Here is a 19,748-nt window from a genome sequence, read left to right on the forward strand (position 1 = left end):
GTAGTCCAGTAACGTAGGGCGACGTGACTGCCGCATCTGGCGTCGGCCTGGCCACCATCGCCGCCGACGGAACCGTACTGGACACCTGGTTTCCCGCCCCCGAGCTGACCGGCGACGGCAGCACCGGCACCGTGCGACTGTCGGTGGCCGAGTTGCCCGAGTCCCTCGGCGCACTGACCGGCCCGGATGCCGATCGCGATGTCGAGGTCGTGGCGGTGCGCACCAGCATCGCCGATCTGGACGACAAGCCCGTCGACACCTATGACGCCTACCTGCGGCTGCACCTGCTCAGCCACCGGCTGACCAAGCCGCACGAGGCCAACCTCGACGGCATCTTCGGACTGCTGGCCAATGTGGTCTGGACCAACTTCGGCCCGGCCGCGGTCGAGGGCTTCGAACTGGTGCGCGCCAAGCTGCGAAACCGCGGCGCGGTCGCGGTCTACGGGGTCGACAAGTTCCCGCGGATGGTCGACTACGTGCTGCCCGCGGGGGTGCGCATCGCCGATGCCGACCGCGTCCGTCTGGGGGCGCACCTGGCCCCCGGCACCACCGTGATGCACGAGGGCTTCGTCAACTTCAACGCGGGCACGCTGGGCAACTCGATGGTCGAGGGACGTATCTCCGCCGGTGTGGTCGTCGACGACGGTTCCGATGTCGGCGGCGGCGCGTCCATCATGGGCACGCTGTCCGGCGGCGGCAAAGAGGTCATCTCGATCGGCAAGCGCTGCCTGCTGGGCGCCAATGCCGGTGTGGGCATCTCGCTGGGCGACGATTGCGTCGTCGAGGCCGGGCTGTATGTCACCGGCGGCACCAAGGTCACCACCGGTGACGGCCAGACCATCAAGGCCAAGGAGCTGTCCGGGTCGAACAACCTGCTGTTCCGCCGCAACTCGGTGTCCGGCGCGGTGGAGGTCGTCAAGCGCGACGGCACCGGCATCACGCTGAACGAGGCGCTGCACGCCAACTGATCGTCGCGACCGGATTTCTCCCGCGAGCTGGGGGCACCTCCCGCTTGCGGGGGAACGTAAACCCGCGAGCAGACGTAAAACTGTCGATTTCGCGCTGAAAGCAGCAGTTCTACGTCTGCTCGCCGGGGATCAGAGGATGCAGAACTCGTTGCCCTCCGGGTCGGCCAGCACGACCCAGCTCTGCTCGCCCTGACCGATGTCGACATGGGTGGCGCCCAGCGCGAGCACCCGGGCCACCTCGGCGGCCTGATCGTCGGGCCGGAAGTCCAGATGGATGCGATTCTTGACCACCTTGTCGTCGTCGACGGCAAGGAACAGCCACTTCGGGCCCTGGCCGGGTGTCGGGGTCAGCACCACATCGCCGTCGGCGTCGGTGTGTGTGGGCCAGTCCAGCACCCGTGACCACCACTGGCCGAGCGCCTCCGGGTCATGGGCGTCGATGCAGATCTCGTCAAACGTCAAAGACATCGGTCGACTCCCGCGTTCGCTCCGATCCTCGCTCGTCCCTCGCTGCGATCCTCACTCACGCCCGTCTCCCGCGACATCGGTCGACTCCCGCGTTCGCTCTGGTCCTCGCTCGTCCCTCGCTGCGATCCTCACTCACGCCCGTCTCCCGCGACATTCGGTCGACTCTCGGGTCACTTGGCCAGCTCCTTCTTGAGCACCTTGCCCATCGCATTGCGCGGCAGACTCTCGACGATGCGCACCTCACGCGGCCGCTTGTGCACCGAAAGCTGTTCGGCCACAAAGTCGATCACCTGCTGCGGCTCGACATCCCCGACGACGAAGGCGACGATGCGCTGTCCCAGATCCGCATCGGGCAGCCCGACGACCGCCACCTCGTCGATGCCGGGATACCCGAGCAAGACGGTCTCGATCTCACCGGCACCGATCCGGTATCCACCGGACTTGATCAGATCCACCGACTCGCGGCCGACGATGCGATGCATGCCATCGGCATCGATCACCGCGACGTCACCGGTACGAAACCAACCCTCGGGATCGAAGGCCTCGGCGGTGGCATCCTCGCGGTTGAGATAGCCCGTGAACACGGTGGGACCCTTGAGCTGCAGGTGCCCGATCGTCTCGCCGTCGTGCGGCACGAGCGCACCGTCCTCGTCGACAAGGCGGGTCTGCACCCCGTCCAGCGGCAGCCCGACCCATCCGGGACGCCGCTCACCGTCGGCCCTGGTGCTCAGCGTGATCAGCGATTCGGTGCTGCCATACCGCTCGACGGGCGCATGCCCGGTCAGCCGGACCAACTCCTCGAACACCGGCACCGGAAGGGCCGCGCTGCCGGACACCAGCAGCCGCGCCCCTGCCAGTGCGCGCGCGGCCCGCTCGTCGGCGGCGATCCGCGACCACACCGTGGGCACCCCGAAGTACAGCGAACCGCGCGCCTCGGCGTAACCGGCCGGTGACGGTTTCCCCGTGTGCACGAACCGGTTTCCGATCCGCAGCGAGCCCAGCAGACCCAAGACCAGACCGTGCACGTGAAACAGCGGCAGCCCGTGCACCAGGGTGTCCTCGGCTGTCCACTGCCAGGCCTGCACGAGTCCGTCGATATCGGCGGCGATGGCCTGCCTGCTGATCTTCACGCCCTTGGGCAGCCCGGTGGTTCCCGACGTATACATGATGATCGCCGTCGACTGCGGCGCAGGCTCGGCGTAGCGATGCCAGGACCGCGCGTGCATGCGCACCGGAATATGGGGCAGGCCTTCGGTTTCGGCGGGCAGCTCACCGAGCCAGGCCTGCGCACCCGAATCGGACAGCAAATGCGCGCGTTCGGTGGCACCGACGTCGGGCGGCACCGGGACGAACGGCACACCCGCGATGAGACACCCGACGACAGCCAGCACCGTGGTGGCCGTCGGGGTGGCCAGGATGGCGACCCGCTGTGCTCGCGCGACCCGTTCGGCGACGGAGGTTCCCGCGCCCACCAGGTCGCTGCGGCTCAGGCTCACACCATCGATGCGCACGGCGTCGGCAAGGTCGTGCCCGGCGGCGACCGCGGCCGGGTCCAACGAGGTCAGCAACACCCATGCGAGGTTACTCTTGGGCCATGGCCCGCATCGAACGACTGTCCAGTCGTGAGGTATACCGCAACAACTGGATGACGGTGCGCGAGGATGCCATCCGCAGGCCCGACGGCAGCGAGGGCATCTATGGCGTCATCGACAAGCCCACGTACGCACTCGTGATCGCCCGCGACTCGGACCGGTTCCACCTGGTAGAGCAGTATCGATATCCGATCGGGTTGCGGCGCTGGGAATTCCCGCAAGGGACCGCACCGGATCTGGCCGACCTGGAACCCGAGGAACTGGCCGCTCGCGAGTTGCGAGAGGAGACCGGGCTGCGGGCCGAATCCCTGGTGCGGCTGGGCATGCTGGACGTGGCCCCCGGGATGAGCAGCCAACGCGGCTGGGTCTTCTTGGCCACCGGATTGCACGAAGGCGCTCATGAGCGTGAGCACGAAGAGCAGGACATGCGCAGCGAGTGGTTCACGGCCGCCCAGATCGAGGAGATGATCCGCGGCGGCGCGATCACCGACGCGCAGACCATTGCGGCATGGGCCATGGTCCTGCTGTCCGAACGGAATTGACACCGGAATTGCGTCACAATGTGGTCTCTAATTGACGCAGCGGATATGACGATCCGCATTTTTGTCAGAATCCGCAGTTACGGTTGGACAGAGCTGATTCCACGACTGAAATGGGAAAGGGATGTTGGTCCGTCGACTGTGCGCCGCGCTTGCCGCCCTGATGGTGGCCGGCCTCTTTCCCGCACCCTCGGCCGGCGCTGCAGCCCAGTGGTGGAACGGTCGCTATCAGGTCGTGAGCTACGCGTCGCAGAAGAACGGCACCAGCGTCGCGGCGCGCCAGCCGGAGGGTGACCTGACGGCGCTCTACACATTCGCCACCGCCTGCGGCACCGCCTGTGTGGCGACCGTCGTGGACGGGCCGGCACCGTCGAATCCCACCATCCCGCAACCGCAGCGCTACACCTGGAGCGCAGGCAAGTGGACCTTCAGCTACAACTGGCAGTGGGAGTGCTTCCGCGGTGAGGGGTTACCGCGGTTATACAGCCCCGCACAGTCGTGGGTCACCTACACACCGCAGCCCGACGGTTCATTGCAGGGCAGTTGGTACACCGACATCCTCAGTGGCCCGTGCCGCGGTAACGTGCTGATTCCGGCCGCGGCATTCCCCGCGCCCTGACACCGCTGACGATCAGTCCCGCAATGCGCGCAGGAAGAACATGAGGTTGGCGGGTCGTTCGGCAAGGCGACGCACGAAGTAGCCGTACCACTGCGAGCCGAAGGGCACGTACACCCGAACCCGTCCGCCGCCGCCTGCAAGCCGGCGCTGCTCATCGTCGCGGATGCCGTAGAGCATCTGATACTCGAAATCATCGTTGCCACGGCCGTATTCGGCCGCCAGACCGGGCACCCTCTCGATGATCGCCGGATCGTGAGAGGCGACCATCGGATAGCCGGGTCCCTTCATCAGGATCCGCAGGCACCGCAGATAGGACTCGGTGACCTCCCCGGCATCGCGATGGGCCACCGAGGCCGGTTCGTCATAAGCGCCTTTGCACAGCCGGATCCGAGAATCCGCCAGATCGGCGCAATCGGCCGGGGTGCGTTTCAGATAGGCCTGCAGCACCGTGCCCACCCACCCGAAGTCGGCCCGGAGATCGCGCACGATCGTCAGTGTCGAGTCGGTGGTGGTGTGCTCCTCGGCATCGACGGTCACCCATACCCCGGCCGCGGCGGCCCGCTCGCAGATGACCCTGGCATTCTCCAGCGCCACCTTCTCACCGTCGCGTTCGAGGGCCTGTCCGAGGGCGGACAGTTTCAGCGATATCTCCAACGGCCTTATCGCCGAGGCGGTCTCGGCGCGGGCGTGCAGCGCATCCAGGAGGCCGAGATAGGCCCGCACGGTGGCCTGGGCGGTCGCGATATCGTCGACATCCTCACCGAGATGGTCGATGGACACCATCCGGCCGGAATCCCGGAGGTCTGCCACCGATGCCATGGCGTCCTGCACGGTGTCACCGGGCACGAATCGGTGCACCACCGCACGGGTGATCGGTAATCGTTGCGCGGTGCGGCGTAGACCGTCGCGCCGGCCGGCGGCCAGGATCGCCGGGCGCGCCACCCGGGTGAACACACTCATCACAGGTCTCCCATGTGCGGATACTCATGCCGGGTGGGTGGCACGAACGTCTCCTTGATGGATCGCGGTGACGTCCAGCGCTGCAGATTCAGTGGGGATCCGGCCTTGTCGTTGGTGCCCGAGGCGCGCCCGCCACCGAACGGTTGCTGGCCGACCACCGCACCGGTGGGTTTGTCGTTGACGTAGAAGTTGCCCGCCGTATGCCGCAGGCGATCCTGGGCGGTGACGATGGCGGTGCGGTCATCGGCGATCACCGCGCCGGTCAACGCGTACGGCGCGGTCTGATCCACCACGGTCAGGATGCGGTCGAACTCCCCATCGGGATAGATGTGGACGGCAAGAATCGGTCCGAAGTACTCCGTGGCGAACGACTCGTCGCTGGGGTCGTCGGCCAGCAGCACCGTCGGCCGCACGAAATACCCTTCGCTGTCGTCATATTCGCCGCCGACGGCGATGGTCAGCCCGGGTGTGCTCTTGGCCCGCTGCAGGGCGCGGGTGTTCTTGGCGTAGGCGCGGGCATCGATCAGCGCGCCGCCATAGTTGCTCAGATCGGTGACATCGCCGTAGCGCAGCGCCTCGGTGGCCGACAGCAGGTCATCGCCCATCTGCTGCCAGACCGACCGCGGCACATACGCCCTCGATGCCGCCGAGCATTTCTGGCCCTGATAATCGAAGGCGCCCCGGATCAGCGCGGTGCGAAGCACATCCGGCCGGGCGCTGGAATGGGCCAGCACGAAATCCTTGCCGCCGGTCTCGCCCACCAGGCGCGGATAGCTGCGGTAGCGCTCGACGTGCGTGCCGACCTGCCGCCACAGGTGTCGAAACGTCGCCGTGGATCCGGTGAAGTGGATGCCTGCCAGCCGCGGGTCGGCCAGCACCACCTCCGATACGGCCTGCCCGTCACCGGTGAGCAGGTTGATCACGCCGGGCGGCAGTCCCGCTGCCTCCAGCAGCTGCATGGTGAGGTATGCCGAGAACGTCTGGGTGGGTGCGGGTTTCCAAATCACCGTGTTACCCATGAGAGCGGGCGCGGTGGGTAGGTTGGCCGCGATGGCGGTGAAGTTGAATGGGGTGATCGCGTAGACGAAACCCTCCAGCGGCCGGTGATCGGTACGGTTCCACACTCCGGGACCGCTCACGGGTTGCTGGGCAAGGATCTCCCGCGCGAACGCCACGTTGAACCGCCAGAAGTCGACGAGTTCGCAGGGCGCGTCGATCTCGGCCTGATACGCCGTCTTGGACTGGCCCAGCATGGTTGCCGCCGCGATCTTCTCCCGCCACGGTCCGGCCAGCAGGTCGGCCGCCCGCAGGAACACCGCCGCCCGTTCCTCGAAGGGTAGGTGCGCCCACTGCGCCTTTGCATCTTCGGCGGCCTCGATGGCAGCCTGCGCCTCGGCGTGCCCGGCGTTGGTCATGGTGCCCAACCGCGCGCGGTGTCGATGCGGCTGCACCACATCGATGGACTCGCCGCCGCCCATCCGATGGACACCGGCGATCACGTGGGGCAGGTCGATCGCGTTGCCGGACAGTTCGTTCAGCGCTGCGGTCAGCCGGGTGCGTTCGGGGGAACCGGGTGCGTACTCGTGCACGGGCTCGTTGGTGGGTGCGGGCACCTGCGCGATGCCGGTGATGGCGTTCATGACCCTCAGGATGACGTGGCGAGGTACGGAATCTTTTGGCCGAACGGCCAACACATCCTCCGCTCGATAGTACGATCGGACAGCATGAGTGGCGTCCGTCTCGGCCAGTTGCTGCTGGCATTGGATGCCACCCTGGTGTCGCTCGTCGAGGCGCCGCGCGGCCTGGATCTGCCGGTGGCCTCGGCCGCACTGTTGGACCGCGAGGACATCCAGCTCGGCGTGGCCCCGGCCTTCGGATCCGCCGACGTCTTCTTCCTTCTCGGCATCGACCACCCCGATACCATCCGCTGGCTCGACCAGCACGGGCGCTCCCCCGTCGCCATCTTCGCCAAGCACCCCAGTCCCGAGGTGATTCGGCGAGCCACCCGCGCGGGTATCGCGGTGGTGGCGGTCGAACCCCGCGCCCGCTGGGAACGGCTGTACCGGTTGGTCGACCACGTCTTCGACCATCACGGCGCGGGTTCGGCACACGACTCGGGCACCGACCTGTTCGGCCTGGCCCAATCGATCGCCGAGCGCACCCGCGGCATGGTCAGCATCGAGGACGCCGAATCGCATGTGCTGGCCTATTCGGCGTCCAACGAGGAGGCCGACGAGTTGCGCCGGTTGTCGATCCTCGGCCGCGCGGGTCCGCCGGAACACCTGGCCTGGATCGCCCGGCGCGGCATCTTCGACGCGCTGCATGCCAAGCCCGATCCGGTCCGGGTCGCCGAACGCCCCGAGCTCGGGCTGCGGCCGCGGCTGGCCATCGGGATCTTCGCTGCCACCGGCGACACCCGGCGCGCACCGGCATTTCTCGGCACCATCTGGCTGCAGCAGGGTGATCGGCCGCTGGCCGAGGATACCGAGGAGGTGCTGCGTGGCGCCGCGGTATTGGCGGGTCGGCTCATCACCCGGCTGACGGCCAAACCATCCGGTCACGCGGTGCTGGTCCAGGACATGCTCGGGCTGACCGGGGACCCGCCCGAGATCGAGGCGATCAGTCGCGAGCTCGGTATCCCGGCCACCGGGCGGGCGGCCGTCATCGGCATCGATTCCACCACCGAGGGCACCCGGCTGGCCGACGTCCTTGCCCTGAGCGCCAGCGCTTTTCGACCCGACGCCCAGGTCGCCGCGGCCGGTGGCCGAGTGTACGTACTGTTCCCGGATGCGGGCAAGGGCCTGCCCTCGTGGGTGCGCAGCACGGTGTCCGCGCTACGGACCGAGTTGGGCCTGGAGCTACGGGCGGTGACCGCCGCGCAGCTCGAGGGTCTGGCCGGTGCGGCCGCCGCGCGAGCCGAGGTCGATCGAGTGCTCGACAGCGCTGCGCGCAGGCCGGGCAGCCTGGCGGCGATCACCTCCCCGGCCGAGGCGCGCACCACCGTTCTGCTCGACGAGATCGTCACGATGATCGCCGCCGACGGGCGCCTCGTCGATCCGCGGATCAGGGCATTGCGCGCCGACGAACCGGTGCTGGCGCACACCCTGACCGTGTATCTGGACAGCTTCGGCGATGTCGCGTCCGCCGCCGCGGCGCTGCACGTGCACCCCAACACCGTGCGTTACCGGGTGCGCCGCATCGAGGGAATCCTCGGCGCGTCCCTGGCCGAGCCCGACGTGCGCCTGCTGATGACGCTGAGCCTGCGCGCCACGGCCTGACCGGGACGACCGTCGTGGGGCAGGATTGCCAGGGTGAGACGCTTGCTGGCCGTCGCCGTATCGAGCTTGGCCGTGTCGACCACGGTCGTCGGGCCGCACGCGTCCGCGGCGCCGGCCGCGCTCCCGCCCACCACGGGCGGGTTCGACTACCAACTGGGCGGAGCGTCGGACGTCCCGGCTCTGGCAGTCGTGGTGCGCGATTCCACCGCGCAGCCGTTGGCCGGGGCATACAACATCTGCTATCTCAACGGTTTTCAGACCCAGCCGGGAGCGGATTGGTCCGGCGACCGTGGTTCGGCACTGTTGCGCGATGAGTCCGGCACGCCCGTCGCCGATGCCGACTGGCCCGACGAGTACATCCTCGATCCGTCTACCCCCTCGCAGCGCACCACCATCCTGCAGGTGCTCACCCCCGGCCTGAACCGCTGCGCGGCCAACGGATTCGATGCCGTCGAGATCGACAACCTGGATACCTTCACCCGCTTTCCCGCCATCGAGAGGGCCGGCGCGATGGAGCTGGCCCGCAGCTATATCGCGTTGGCCCACGGCCGCGGACTGGCGATCGGGCAGAAGAATGCCGCCGAACTGGCCGGGATCGGGCGCGGACAGCTGGGTTTCGACTTCGCCGTCACCGAGGAGTGCGCCGCCTACGACGAGTGCAATGCCTACACCGGACCGTACGGACCGCACGTGCTGCAGATCGAGTACGTCGACAACCTGCCCGCCCCGTTCGCGGCGGTGTGCGCCGCGCCGGATCGAGCCCCACTGACCATTCTTCGCGACCGCGACCTCACCCCGCCGGGTGCGGCAGGCCACGTGTATCAGCAGTGCCCGTGAGTCGCGCGCCCAGGGGCTACTGCCCCAGCCGCTGCACGGCCGCGGCGATGCGCTCGTCGGTGGCGGTCAGTGCGACGCGCACGTGCTGGGCGCCTGCCGGGCCGTAGAACTCGCCGGGTGCCACCAGGATTCCCCGCTGCGCCAGCCATGCCAGGGTCTGGCGGCACGGCTCCCCACGGGTGGCCCACAGGTACAGGCCCGCCTCGGAATGGTCGACCGTGAAGCCGGCCGCCAGCAGCGCGGGTAGCAGCAGGGCCCGCCGGCGCGCGTAGCGTTCGCGCTGCACGGCGATGTGTTCGTCATCGGTCAGTGCGGCGACCATGGCCGCCTGCACCGGTCCGGGCACCATCATCCCGGCATGCTTGCGCACCGCCAGCAGCTCGGTGACCACCGCCGGATCGCCCGCGACGAATCCGGCGCGGTATCCGGCCAGCGATGACGTCTTGGACAACGAGTGGATGGCCAGCAGGCCGGTGTGGTCGCCGCCGCATATCGAGGGATGCAGCACCGACAGAGGTTCGGCGTCCCAGGCCAGGCCGAGGTAGCACTCGTCGGAGGCGACCAGCACACCGCGTTCGCGCGCCCAGCCCACCACTTTGCGCAGGTGGTCGGCTCCCAAGACCTTGCCGGTGGGATTGCTCGGCGAGTTCAGGTAGATCAACGCCGGGACCTGCGGACCGATCTGGGTCAACGAGTCCGCCGCCATGACCTGCGCACCCGCCAGCCGGGCGCCGACGTCATAGGTCGGATAGGCGAGTTCGGGGATCACCACGGTGTCCTCGGCGCCCACGCCGAGCAATGTGGGCAGCCAGGCGATGAGCTCCTTGCTGCCGATCACCGGCAGGACGGCCTCCGCCGCGATATCGGTGATGCCGAACCGACGCGCCAGCGCGGCGTGGATCGCCGAACGCAACGCCGATGTGCCCGCGGTCGTCGGGTATCCGGGCACGCCACTGGCCTGGGCCAGCGCATCGCGGATGACCGGGGCCACCTCGTCGACCGGCGTGCCGACCGAGAGGTCGACGATGCCGTCGGGGTGTGCCTTCGCCGCTGCGGTGACGTCAGCCAGCGTGTCCCAGGGGAACACCGGCAACGTGGCCGATATGGCCGATCGTGACGCGGTCACTCGCCCTTGGGCTCGAGGTCCTTGATGGCCTGCGGATCGTTGTCGGTCTGGCCGACCTTCGACGCGCCACCGGGCGAGCCGAGCTCACTGAAGAAGTCGGCGTTGCTCTGCGTGTAGCTGCTCCACTGGTCGGGCACGTCATCTTCGTAGTAGATGGCCTCGACGGGGCACACCGGTTCGCAGGCGCCGCAGTCGACGCACTCGTCCGGGTGGATGTAGAGCATCCGGCCACCCTCGTAGATGCAATCGACCGGGCACTCCTCGATGCACGCCTTGTCTTTGACGTCGACGCAGGGCTCGGCAATGACGTACGTCACTGATGTTTCTCCTGTCCAGTGGGCTGCTGGTCCGGGTTTCAGTACTGGGTGGGCACGCTCAGCGAACGCCCGCGGGCCAGTATGAACGGCCCGTAACTGGACGTGCGTCTCAGTGTGCCCTAACTTCACACGCCACCCTCACCGCGGCGGCGCGCGGTTACTGATACTAGACGTCGCACATACAGAAGGCCTAGTCACCACGCGCAGCATTGCGGCTCTGCAACTTGTTGCATAGAACCACCGGTACCGTCTAGCCTTCGCTCATGGCTTTGCCGCACGCCATCCTCGTCTCGCTGTGCGAACAGGTGGGTTCGGGCTACGAGCTGGCCCACCGCTTCGACCGCTCCATCGGGTACTTCTGGTCGGCCTCACATCAGCAGATCTATCGGTCGCTGCGCACCATGGAGTCCGAGGGGTGGGTGCAGGTCCGCGAGGTCGCGCAGCGCGGTCGCCCGGACAAGAAGGTGTACTCGGTGACCCCGGCGGGCCGGGCCGAGCTGGCGCATTGGATCGCCGCGCCACTGTCCGGACGGGGCTCGACCGTGGCGGACAACCGCACCCGCGACCTGGCGGTCAAGATCCGAGGCTGCGGCTACGGCGATATCGAGGCCGTCCGGGCGCAGGCGGTCGCGCTGCGTGCCGAGCGGGCGGCACTGCTGGACACCTACCGCGGTTTCGAGAAGCGCCAGTTCCCCGACCCGGCCCGGCTCACCGGCGCCGAGCTGCACCAGTACCTCGTCCTGCGCGGTGGTATCCGCGCCGAAGAGGGCGCCATCGAATGGTTGTCAGAAGTCGTGTCGGCACTCGGAGGTGTGCAATGACGTATCCGAAAGCGACGTATCCGAAAGCGACGTATCCGAACCTGCTCTCGCCGTTGGATCTGGGCTTCACCACGCTGCGCAACCGGGTGGTGATGGGCTCCATGCACACCGGCCTGGAGGATCGTGCCCGCGATACCGACCGGCTGGCCGCCTACTTCGCCGAACGCGCCCGTGGCGGGGTCGGCCTGATCATCACCGGCGGGTACGCCCCGAACCGCACGGGGTGGCTGCTGCCGTTCGCCGCCGAGATGCGCTCGGAGTCCGATGCGCGCAGGCACCGGAAGATCACCGCGGCCGTACACGCCGAGGGCGGCAAGATCGCGCTGCAGATCCTGCACGCCGGACGCTATGCCTACCATCCGCTCTCGGTCAGTGCCTCCTCGATCAAGGCGCCCATCAACCCGTTCCGGCCGCGGGCATTGCGCAATGTCGAGGGCACCATCGGCGATTTCGTGCACGCCGCGCTGCTGGCGCGATCCGCAGGCTACGACGGCGTCGAGATCATGGGCAGCGAGGGTTACCTGATCAACCAGTTCCTCGCGCCGCGTACCAACAAGCGCACCGACGCCTGGGGTGGGACGCCGGAGAAACGGCGACGTTTCGCCGTCGAGATCGTCCGCCGGGTGCGTGAGGCGGTGGGAGACGATTTCATCATCGTCTACCGGCTGTCGATGGCCGACTATGTCTCCGACGGCCAGACCTGGGCGGAGATCGTGGCGCTGGCGACCGAGGTCGAGGAGGCCGGCGCGACGATCATCAACACCGGAATCGGTTGGCACGAGGCCCGGATCCCGACGATCGTCACCTCGGTGCCATCCGGGGCGTTCGCCGGCACCAGCAGCGCGCTGGCCGAACATGTCGGTGTCCCGGTGGTGGCGTCGAACCGGATCAACATGCCCGAGGCGGCCGAGCAGATCCTCGCCGAGTCGCACGTGCAGTTGATCTCGATGGCGCGCCCGTTGCTCGCCGATCCGGACTGGGTGCGCAAGGCCGCCGAGGATGCCGCCGACCAGATCAACACCTGTATCGCCTGCAATCAGGCCTGCCTGGACCACGCGTTCGTGCACAAGACGGTGTCGTGTCTGCTCAATCCGCGGGCGGGGCATGAGACGACGCTGATCCTGGGACCGACCCGGCGGGCCCGCTCCGTCGCGGTCGTCGGAGCCGGACCGGCCGGGCTGTCGGCCGCGGTGAGCGCCGCGCAGCGTGGGCACCGTGTGACCCTCTTCGAGGCCGGGTCGACGATCGGTGGCCAGTTCGACCTCGCCCGGCGGGTGCCGGGCAAGGAGGAGTTCAACGAGACCGTGCGCTACTACACCCGGATGCTGGAGGTGCACGGTGTCGACGTGCGTCTGGGCGTGCGGGCGACGGTGGAGACACTGACCGGATTCGACGATGTGGTGCTGGCCACCGGGGTGACCGCGCGTGTGCCGGGCATTCCCGGGATCGAGCATCCGATGGTGCTGACCTACGCCGAGGTGCTTGCGGGCGCACCGGTGGGCAACGCGGTGGCGGTGATCGGGGCCGGCGGGATCGGTTTCGACGTGAGCGAGTTCCTCGTCACCGACCAGTCCCCCACGCTCAACGTCAAGGAGTGGAAGGCCGAGTGGGGCGCACTCGATCCGTTCGAGGCGCCCGCGGTGCGCGGCGCGTTGACCACGCCGGTGCCGCTGCCGCCCGTGCGCCAGGTGTTCCTGTTGCAGCGCAGCAAGGGGCCCCAGGGCCGCGGGTTGGGCAAGACGTCGGGTTGGGTGCACCGCGCGTCGTTGAAAGCCAAAGGTGTCGAACAGCTCTCGGGCGTGAACTATGAGCGCATCGACGACGAGGGCCTGCACATCAGCTTCGGATCCGAGCATGTGCGACCTCGGGTGCTGGCCGTCGACAATGTGGTGATCTGCGCCGGACAGGAATCTGTCCGCGATCTCGAGGACGGCCTGCGGGCACGCGGTGTCGAGCCGCACGTCATCGGCGGGGCGGCCGTGGCCTCGGAGTTGGATGCCAAGCGCGCGATCCGTCAGGGCACCGAACTCGCCGCCCGCCTCTGACTCCCGTTCCCCGCGAGCGTGCGTGTCTGCACCCTGACACGCCGTGTCCAGCACAGAGTTTCCGCACGCTCGCGGCAGGAATCAGGCCTGCTTGAGGGCTTCGATCTCCAGGGTGACGGTCACCTTGTCGCCGACGACGGCGCCGCCGGTCTCCAGCGGGGCGTCGAAGTCGATCCCGAAGTCCTTGCGGTTGAGCACCACCGATGCCTCGAACCCGGCGACCGCACCGTGGCCCATACCCGGGTTCACGCCGTTGAACTGAAGGTTCAGCGTCACCGGCTTGGTGACACCCTTGAGCGTGAAATCGCCGTCGACTACGTAATCGTCCCCGTCGGCGCGCACGCCGGTCGAGGTGAACGTGGCCGTCGGGAACTGCTCGGCGTCGAAGAAATCGGCCGCCTTCAGGTGCGCGTCACGCTGTTCGTTGCGGGTGTTGATCGAGGCGATGTCGATCGTGGCGGTGACCGACGGCGTGCCATCCTCGGCGACGGTGATGGCGCCGGCAACCGAGTCGAAGGTGCCGCGCACCTTGCTGACCATCAGGTGGCGGACCGAGAAGTTCACCGAGGAGTGCACGGGATCTATTGCCCAGGTCCCGGTGGTCAGGTCGGTGGCTGCGGTCATGATGTCGTCTCCTCGCGTCGTCGGGCCGGCTCTCCGGACACCTCTCAGGGAGATAAACGGACCGCGGTCCGATTTAATTCCCCGCGGCCCGCAGCACGTAGGCCAGCAGGGAAAAGCGCTCGACCGGCCAATCCTGCGCATCGAGCGGAATCGTGGTCTGGAGCAGGATCCTGGCCATCGTTCTCACTCCGTGACGCGCAAGTGCGCCCGGGCCGCCAACTCGTCGGTGTCGACGAGTACGAGCATCGGCGTTCCCGGCGTGCAGAACATCGTGACGAGAAACCGGCACGGGATATCGTCCCGGTTGTTGGCATCGCTGTAGTGGATGACATCACCGCCGGGCTCCCAGAACGTCTCACCGGTTCGCACGACACGTGGCGCCGATCCCTCCAACTCGAACAGCACCTCCCCGTCGAGCACATAGCCGAAAGCGGGTCCGCCGGGGTGCTTGTGCGGCGGCGCCCCGGCACTGCCGGGCGGATACTCGATGACCACCGTCATGGCATGTGCGCCTTGCGCTATGGCCGGCGGTATCGCCTCACCCACCACGGTGAGGGCATCTTCCCAACCTGGGTCGTACTTCACGGTCACCTTCACTCCTCGGTAGTCATAAGGCAGCACCGCCGCCGGGTCACAGGGCGGCACCGCCGCCGTCTACGTGCAGGGTCGAACCGGTGATGAAGCTCGATCGCGGCGAGGCGAGGAACAACACCGCCTGCGCGATCTCCATCGGGTCCGCGGTGCGGCCCAACGGCATCGAGCGACCCAACTCCTCATTGGAATCGCCCCACTCCGCCTGCACCCCTTCGGTTCTCGTCGGTCCCGGTGCCACACTGTTCACCCGGACGCCCGAGGCGCCGAATTCGACGGCCCAGGTACGGGTCAGCGACTCCACCGCCGCCTTCGACGCGCTGTATGCCGACGCCCGAGCGACGCCCTTGGTGGCGACCATCGTGGTGATGTTGACGATGCTGCCGCGGCCACGGTCCAGCATGCCGCGGACGATCCCCGCGGTGAGGAAATACAGTCCGCGGACATTGATGCCGAACGTCTCGTCGAAGGAGTCCGGATCTTGGTCGACGGTCAGCGCAGCCGGGAAGTACGCCGCGTTGTTGACCAGGATGTCGACCTCCCCCGCGGTCTGGATCAGATGCTCCACCCCACTGGACGCGCCGAGATCGGCTTGTACGAAATGCGCGCCCGACTGATCCGCTGCCGCCACACCGCGATCGGCGTCGCGCCCGGTGATGACGACGGCGGCACCGGCCTCGGCGAGTAGCCGTGCCGACGCCAGCCCGATACCCGCGGTGCCCCCGGTGACCAGTGCCCGTTGCCCTGCCAGTTCCATCAGGCGACCTCCTGGTCGACCAGCGCCAGGCGAAGCCGTTGCCGGGCACGCGACGCGCGCGACATCACCGTTCCCACCGGGATGTCCATGATCGCGGCGATCTCGGCGTAGGTGTAGCCCTCGACGAACGCGTAGAACAACACGTTGGTGAAGCCGTCCGGCAGTTCACCGAGCGCATCGCTGAGCTCGGGATGCGCCAGCGCGCTCAGCACCTCGGCCTCGGCCGACACATGGGCACCCGCACGTGCCAGCATCCGGTCGGTGATCTCGTCGACCGGTGTCTCGGTGGGTCGACGTTGTTGGGCACGGTGGTTGCTGACCCACCGGTTGTACATGATCTTGAACAACCACGCCTTGAGGTTGGTTCCGGGCTGGAATCTCGGATACCCCGCGTAGGCGTGTAACAAGGTGTCCTGGAACAAATCCTCGGCGTCGGCCTCGGAGCGGGTCAACCGTCGGGCACCGCGTTGCAGCATCTCCAACAGCGGTCGGGTCTCCGCCGCAAAACGTACCGCGAGGTATGGGTCGGGTACCGATGTCAGTGTCATATCGGCCGGCCCCCTACCGGTGCACCGGCGCAAAATCGGCCAGCCAGTCGGCGAACCGGGTTCGGAAAACCGTCGCCTCGGCACCGGCAACCAGCGTGGTCTCCTCGAGCACCACCCCGAAGTAGGGCGCCGCGCGATCGGTGACGACCTCGCGGTCATCGTCGGTCGCCCGCAGCTGCAGGCTCACCAGCTCGTCGAGTCCGATGAGTTCCGGTCCGCACACCTCGATGATGGCGTCGGCGGGTGCACTGACCGCGACACCGGCCACCGCCGTCGCGACATCGTCGGCGGCCATCGGTCGGCTCGCCGCCGAGGTGATCCGAACCGACCCACCCTGGGTGGCCGAATCCGCTATGCGGCTGACGAATTCGAAGAACTGGGTGGCCCGCACGATGGTGAAGGGAATCCCCCCGTCCCGAATCAACTTCTCCTGGGCCAATTTCGCGCGGAAGTAGCCGCTGTCCTGAAGACGGTCGGTCCCCACCACCGACAGTGCGACGTAATGCGAGACCCCCGCGGCCCTGCCTGCAGCGAGCAGGTTCTCACCGGCACGGGTGAAGAAGTCCAGCGCGGGCGCATCCTCGAAGGACGGCGAGTTGGCGACATCGACGATGACATCGGCGCCGGTCAGCGCATCGGCCAACCCCGCGCCGGTCAGGATGTCGATCCCCGACGCCGGGGATGCCGACAGCACGTCGTGGCCCTGCCTGCGGAGTTCGGTGACCACCCGTGAGCCGATCAGCCCGGTGCCACCGATAACCACGATTTTCACAAGTTCCTCCAGTTCCGAGTATTTGTCCGGAACCAGACTGTCGCGATGCGGTGGCGCACCGAGCCCTTGAAAGTCCGTAGTCTGCGCGACCACGTGGTCAACGGGTGGCGGTGCGCAGCTGCCGGCGCGACCTGATACCCAACTTCACGAACACCTTGCGCAGATGCCACTCCACCGTGTGGGTGCTGATGAACAGCTGGGCGCCGATCTCGGCGTTGGTCAGCCCGTCGGCGGCCAGCCCGGCGATCTGCGCCTCCTGTGCAGTGAGCGCGTCCCCCGCCCCGAACGACTGGGTGCGCACCTTGTCACCGACCGCCACCAGCTCGCGCCGCGTGCGCTCCGCAAAGGCCTGCGCGCCCATCGCGGTGAACAGGTCATGAGCGGCACCGAGCTGATACCGGGCGTCGGTGCGGCGGTTCGCACGGCGAAGCCACTCGCCGTAGGACAGCCGCACCCGGGACAGCAGCAGCGTGATACCGGCGCGATCCAACAGCTCGATCGCATCGAGGAACATCGCGTCGGCGTCGGCATCATCGGCCAGCAGTGCCTGCGCGGCCGCCACCGCACCCCAGCCCCACCGGGTGCCGCCGGCGGTGGCACGTTCGACGAAACTCGGGAGCGTCGCGGCGGCGGTCGTCCGGTCACCGACGTGCACAGCGGCCTCGATCAGTTCGTACAGGCACCAGCTGTGGAACCCGAGATCTTCGTACTCGCAACAGTGTCGGGCGGCGGCCAACGCCTCCGCGTACCGACCGAGGCCGTTGTGCAGCACCGCGCCGCAGAACGACGCCAGTCCGATCAGCCGGCCTTCACCGCGCGCCGCACCGTCGGCGGCCGCACTCTCGATGAGCCCGAGGGCCTCCGTCGGTACGCCTCGCCAGGCCGCCACATTCAGCGAGTGATATCGCACCGGCACCTGACCCATGGCGATGGCGAGCGCCGCGGACTCCTCCAGAACATCCGCGGCAGCGCCGAACTCACCTCGGTAGAAGTGCACGCCGGCCCGGTAACCCAGTGCCGGCGGCAGCGCCGCCAAGGCACCGGCGTCACGGGCGCGTCGCACGGTGTCGGTGGCGATGCGGTCGAGCACCGCGTCGTCCCACAACTCGTGGGCGGCCGATTCCTGGATCACCGGGAACGGCCAATAGAGCCGGCGGGCCGGGTTCTGCTCCGCATCGGCATTCCACATCTCCAATGCGGCGACGAGTTCCGCCGATCCGGCACCGGGACCGTCGATGATGCGCGCACACATGCCGGCGAGGAGACGATCGATCGACCGTGCCGGCTCACGGGCGTTGCGTGCGGCCTCGGCGCCGCCGGTGGCCACCTCCGTCAGCAACGTCGGTGGCCCAAGCCGCCCGGCGTACATCGCCGCCGCGAGCGCCTCCAGGTAGGTTTCTCTGGCGAGTTCGTCGTCGAGGCCGGCCAGACCACGTGCGGCGGTCAGTAGTCCCAATGCGGCCTCGCCTACCGGTGGCGCGCCCGATGCTCCGCCCCGGCTACGGGCGAAGTCCATCTGCGCCCGCATCCTGTCCACCCGGGCCTTCTGCACCGCATCCAGCGGCGCGGAGTCCGCCATCGCCAGCAGGGTGAAGGCCGAATCCGACTCGGCCACCTCGCGTTTGGCCTGGGCCGCGGCGATGGCACGGGCTCCGCGAAGGTGCGGATCCCTGGTCAGCACCGCCGCGCGCTCCAAGAACGCGGCCGCGGCCGCCATGCCACCGCGCCGCTGCGCACGGTCTGCCGACGCCTCCAGTTCCGCCGCTACCGCATCATCGGGCTCTGCCGCGGCGTTGGCGGCGTGCCAGGCCCGCCGGTCAGGGTCGGCGTGCGGGTCCGTCGCCCGAGCCAATGCGCGATGGACGTCGCGACGCTCACCGAGATCGGCGGCCCGGTAGGCCGCCGATCGCATCAGCGGGTGGGTGAACCGTATTTGCGCGCCGAGTTCGATCATGCCCGCCGCCTCGGCCGGCCCCAGAGCATCGATGGCGACCCCCAAAATCGCTGCGGCACGCAGGAACAACGCCGCGTCACCCACCGGCTCGGCAGCGGCGAGCAGCAGCAGCTGCCGGGTGGGCGCGGGCAGCGTCCGGATGCGGGCGATGTAGCCGTCTTCGAGGGCGGCCGTCGAGGAACGCCGGCCGGAGATCCAGAAACCACCGGCCAATTCGGCGGCCGACACACTGCGTGGCACATCGATCAGGGCCAGTGGCACACCGCGGGTTTCGGCGACGATACGATCACGCACCAGCGGGTCGATACCGCCGATCATGACCGAGTCCAGCAGGTCACGCGCCGCGGCGTCGCTCAGTCCCGCCACCGTGTGTCCGGGCAACCCGGTGAGCACATCGGGATAGCCGTCGCGGACGGCGAACACCATGGCGACCGGCTCTGCCAGCAGCCGCCGCGCGACGAACGCCAGAACCTGCACCGACACCTGGTCGAGCCATTGTGCGTCGTCGATGAGGACCAGCACGGGCTGTGCGGCCGAGGCGCCCGCCAGCAGGCTCAGTACTGCCAATCCCACCAGGAACCGGTCGGGCGTGGGTCCGGTGCCATATCCGAACGCGACCTCCAGGGCGGCGCGCTGCGGTGGCGGTAGCGCTGCGATATCGGCGAACATCGGCGCGCACAGCTGTTGGAGCCCGGCGAAGGCAAGTTCCATATCGGACTCGACACCGGCCAACCGAAATAACGTGAATCCTTTTGCACCACAGGCCAGGTGATCGAGTAGCGCGGTTTTCCCGACGCCCGCCTCACCGCGCAGCACCAGGACCCTGCTGCGGCCCGACCGCACATCGTCGGTAAGGGCGTCGAGGACCGCGCAGTCACGCTCGCGGCCGCGCAGCCTCACCGACATAGCCGTCGATGGTAACGACTACCGAC

General features: G+C 68.2%; 19 protein-coding genes. 7 read left to right on the forward strand and 12 right to left on the reverse strand.

Features of this window, described 5'->3' with window-relative positions:
- Window positions 1–23: 23 nt before the first annotated feature.
- Window positions 24–968, forward strand: coding sequence for a 2,3,4,5-tetrahydropyridine-2,6-dicarboxylate N-succinyltransferase (dapD, locus tag G154_RS17545; protein ID WP_019510494.1), 945 nt, complete (start codon window positions 24–26; stop codon window positions 966–968).
- Window positions 969–1,097: 129 nt separating this feature from the next.
- On the opposite strand, the gene G154_RS17550 is transcribed toward dapD, so the two are convergent.
- Entirely contained in the window at window positions 1,098–1,436 is a 339-nt protein-coding gene (locus G154_RS17550) for a VOC family protein (RefSeq protein WP_019510495.1), read from the reverse strand.
- Between the two features lie 170 nt (window positions 1,437–1,606).
- On the reverse strand, window positions 1,607–3,007 hold the full coding sequence (locus G154_RS17555) for an acyl-CoA synthetase (protein ID WP_019510496.1): 1,401 nt from the start codon (window positions 3,005–3,007) through the stop codon (window positions 1,607–1,609).
- A 23-nt stretch (window positions 3,008–3,030) separates the two neighbouring features.
- Between G154_RS17555 and G154_RS17560 the strand changes: the two genes are divergently transcribed.
- Together G154_RS17560 and G154_RS17565 are read left to right on the forward strand one after the other, a co-directional pair.
- Window positions 3,031–3,570: an NUDIX hydrolase gene (locus G154_RS17560; protein ID WP_019510497.1), complete on the forward strand. Its 540-nt coding sequence runs from the start codon at window positions 3,031–3,033 to the stop codon at window positions 3,568–3,570.
- 121 nt (window positions 3,571–3,691) lie between these two features.
- On the forward strand, window positions 3,692–4,186 hold the full coding sequence (locus G154_RS17565) for a hypothetical protein (protein WP_019510498.1): 495 nt from the start codon (window positions 3,692–3,694) through the stop codon (window positions 4,184–4,186).
- 12 nt (window positions 4,187–4,198) lie between these two features.
- Here the strand turns inward: G154_RS17565 and G154_RS17570 are convergent, their stop codons facing one another.
- Both G154_RS17570 and pruA read right to left on the reverse strand, forming a co-directional pair.
- A complete protein-coding gene (locus tag G154_RS17570; protein ID WP_019510499.1) occupies window positions 4,199–5,146 on the reverse strand; it encodes a proline dehydrogenase family protein in 948 nt (315 codons plus the stop codon).
- Window positions 5,146–6,786, reverse strand: a complete 1,641-nt coding sequence (gene pruA, locus G154_RS17575) for an L-glutamate gamma-semialdehyde dehydrogenase (RefSeq protein ID WP_019510500.1) — start codon at window positions 6,784–6,786, stop codon at window positions 5,146–5,148. Before pruA ends, G154_RS17570 begins: the two co-directional genes overlap by 1 nt.
- A gap of 84 nt (window positions 6,787–6,870) precedes the next feature.
- On the opposite strand from pruA, the gene G154_RS17580 reads away from it, so the two are divergent.
- Together G154_RS17580 and G154_RS17585 are read left to right on the forward strand one after the other, a co-directional pair.
- Entirely contained in the window at window positions 6,871–8,424 is a 1,554-nt protein-coding gene (locus G154_RS17580; RefSeq protein ID WP_019510501.1) for a CdaR family transcriptional regulator, read from the forward strand.
- A 33-nt stretch (window positions 8,425–8,457) separates the two neighbouring features.
- Entirely contained in the window at window positions 8,458–9,261 is an 804-nt protein-coding gene (locus G154_RS17585; protein WP_234713100.1) for an endo alpha-1,4 polygalactosaminidase, read from the forward strand.
- Between the two features lie 16 nt (window positions 9,262–9,277).
- On the opposite strand, the gene dapC is transcribed toward G154_RS17585, so the two are convergent.
- Entirely contained in the window at window positions 9,278–10,366 is a 1,089-nt protein-coding gene (dapC, locus tag G154_RS17590; RefSeq protein WP_031601638.1) for a succinyldiaminopimelate transaminase, read from the reverse strand.
- A 17-nt stretch (window positions 10,367–10,383) separates the two neighbouring features.
- Window positions 10,384–10,704: a ferredoxin gene (fdxA, locus tag G154_RS17595; RefSeq protein WP_019510504.1), complete on the reverse strand. Its 321-nt coding sequence runs from the start codon at window positions 10,702–10,704 to the stop codon at window positions 10,384–10,386.
- Between the two features lie 263 nt (window positions 10,705–10,967).
- Here fdxA and G154_RS17600 point away from each other — a divergent pair, with 263 nt between their 5' ends.
- Together G154_RS17600 and G154_RS17605 are read left to right on the forward strand one after the other, a co-directional pair.
- Window positions 10,968–11,525 carry a PadR family transcriptional regulator gene (locus G154_RS17600; protein WP_019510505.1) on the forward strand — a complete coding sequence of 186 codons (558 nt, stop codon included), beginning with the start codon at window positions 10,968–10,970 and terminating at the stop codon, window positions 11,523–11,525.
- Complete coding sequence (locus G154_RS17605; protein WP_019510506.1) at window positions 11,522–13,570, forward strand: NADPH-dependent 2,4-dienoyl-CoA reductase; 2,049 nt, start codon at window positions 11,522–11,524, stop codon at window positions 13,568–13,570. Before G154_RS17600 ends, G154_RS17605 begins: the two co-directional genes overlap by 4 nt.
- Window positions 13,571–13,651: 81 nt before the next feature.
- Here the strand turns inward: G154_RS17605 and G154_RS17610 are convergent, their stop codons facing one another.
- From G154_RS17610 to G154_RS17635, 6 genes are all read right to left on the reverse strand, one after another.
- Entirely contained in the window at window positions 13,652–14,194 is a 543-nt protein-coding gene (locus G154_RS17610) for a YceI family protein (RefSeq protein ID WP_019510507.1), read from the reverse strand.
- Between the two features lie 183 nt (window positions 14,195–14,377).
- Complete coding sequence (locus G154_RS17615) at window positions 14,378–14,785, reverse strand: cupin domain-containing protein (protein ID WP_031601639.1); 408 nt, start codon at window positions 14,783–14,785, stop codon at window positions 14,378–14,380.
- Between the two features lie 40 nt (window positions 14,786–14,825).
- The gene (locus G154_RS17620; protein WP_019510510.1) at window positions 14,826–15,542 is read right to left on the reverse strand and encodes an SDR family NAD(P)-dependent oxidoreductase; all 717 of its coding nucleotides are present in this window, start codon (window positions 15,540–15,542) and stop codon (window positions 14,826–14,828) included.
- Window positions 15,542–16,090 (reverse strand): sigma-70 family RNA polymerase sigma factor, encoded by a 549-nt coding sequence (locus tag G154_RS17625; RefSeq protein ID WP_019510511.1) that lies wholly within the window; start codon window positions 16,088–16,090, stop codon window positions 15,542–15,544. The genes G154_RS17620 and G154_RS17625 overlap by 1 nt, the downstream gene beginning before the upstream one ends.
- Window positions 16,091–16,103: 13 nt before the next feature.
- The gene (locus G154_RS17630) at window positions 16,104–16,862 is read right to left on the reverse strand and encodes an SDR family oxidoreductase (RefSeq protein ID WP_023986130.1); all 759 of its coding nucleotides are present in this window, start codon (window positions 16,860–16,862) and stop codon (window positions 16,104–16,106) included.
- Between the two features lie 97 nt (window positions 16,863–16,959).
- A complete protein-coding gene (locus tag G154_RS17635) occupies window positions 16,960–19,722 on the reverse strand; it encodes an AAA family ATPase (protein WP_019510513.1) in 2,763 nt (920 codons plus the stop codon).
- Window positions 19,723–19,748 lie beyond the last annotated feature (26 nt).

The sequence above is a fragment of the Mycobacterium sp. VKM Ac-1816D genome, assembly GCF_000416385.1.
In the GTDB taxonomy this organism is placed as follows: domain Bacteria; phylum Actinomycetota; class Actinomycetes; order Mycobacteriales; family Mycobacteriaceae; genus Mycobacterium; species Mycobacterium neoaurum_A.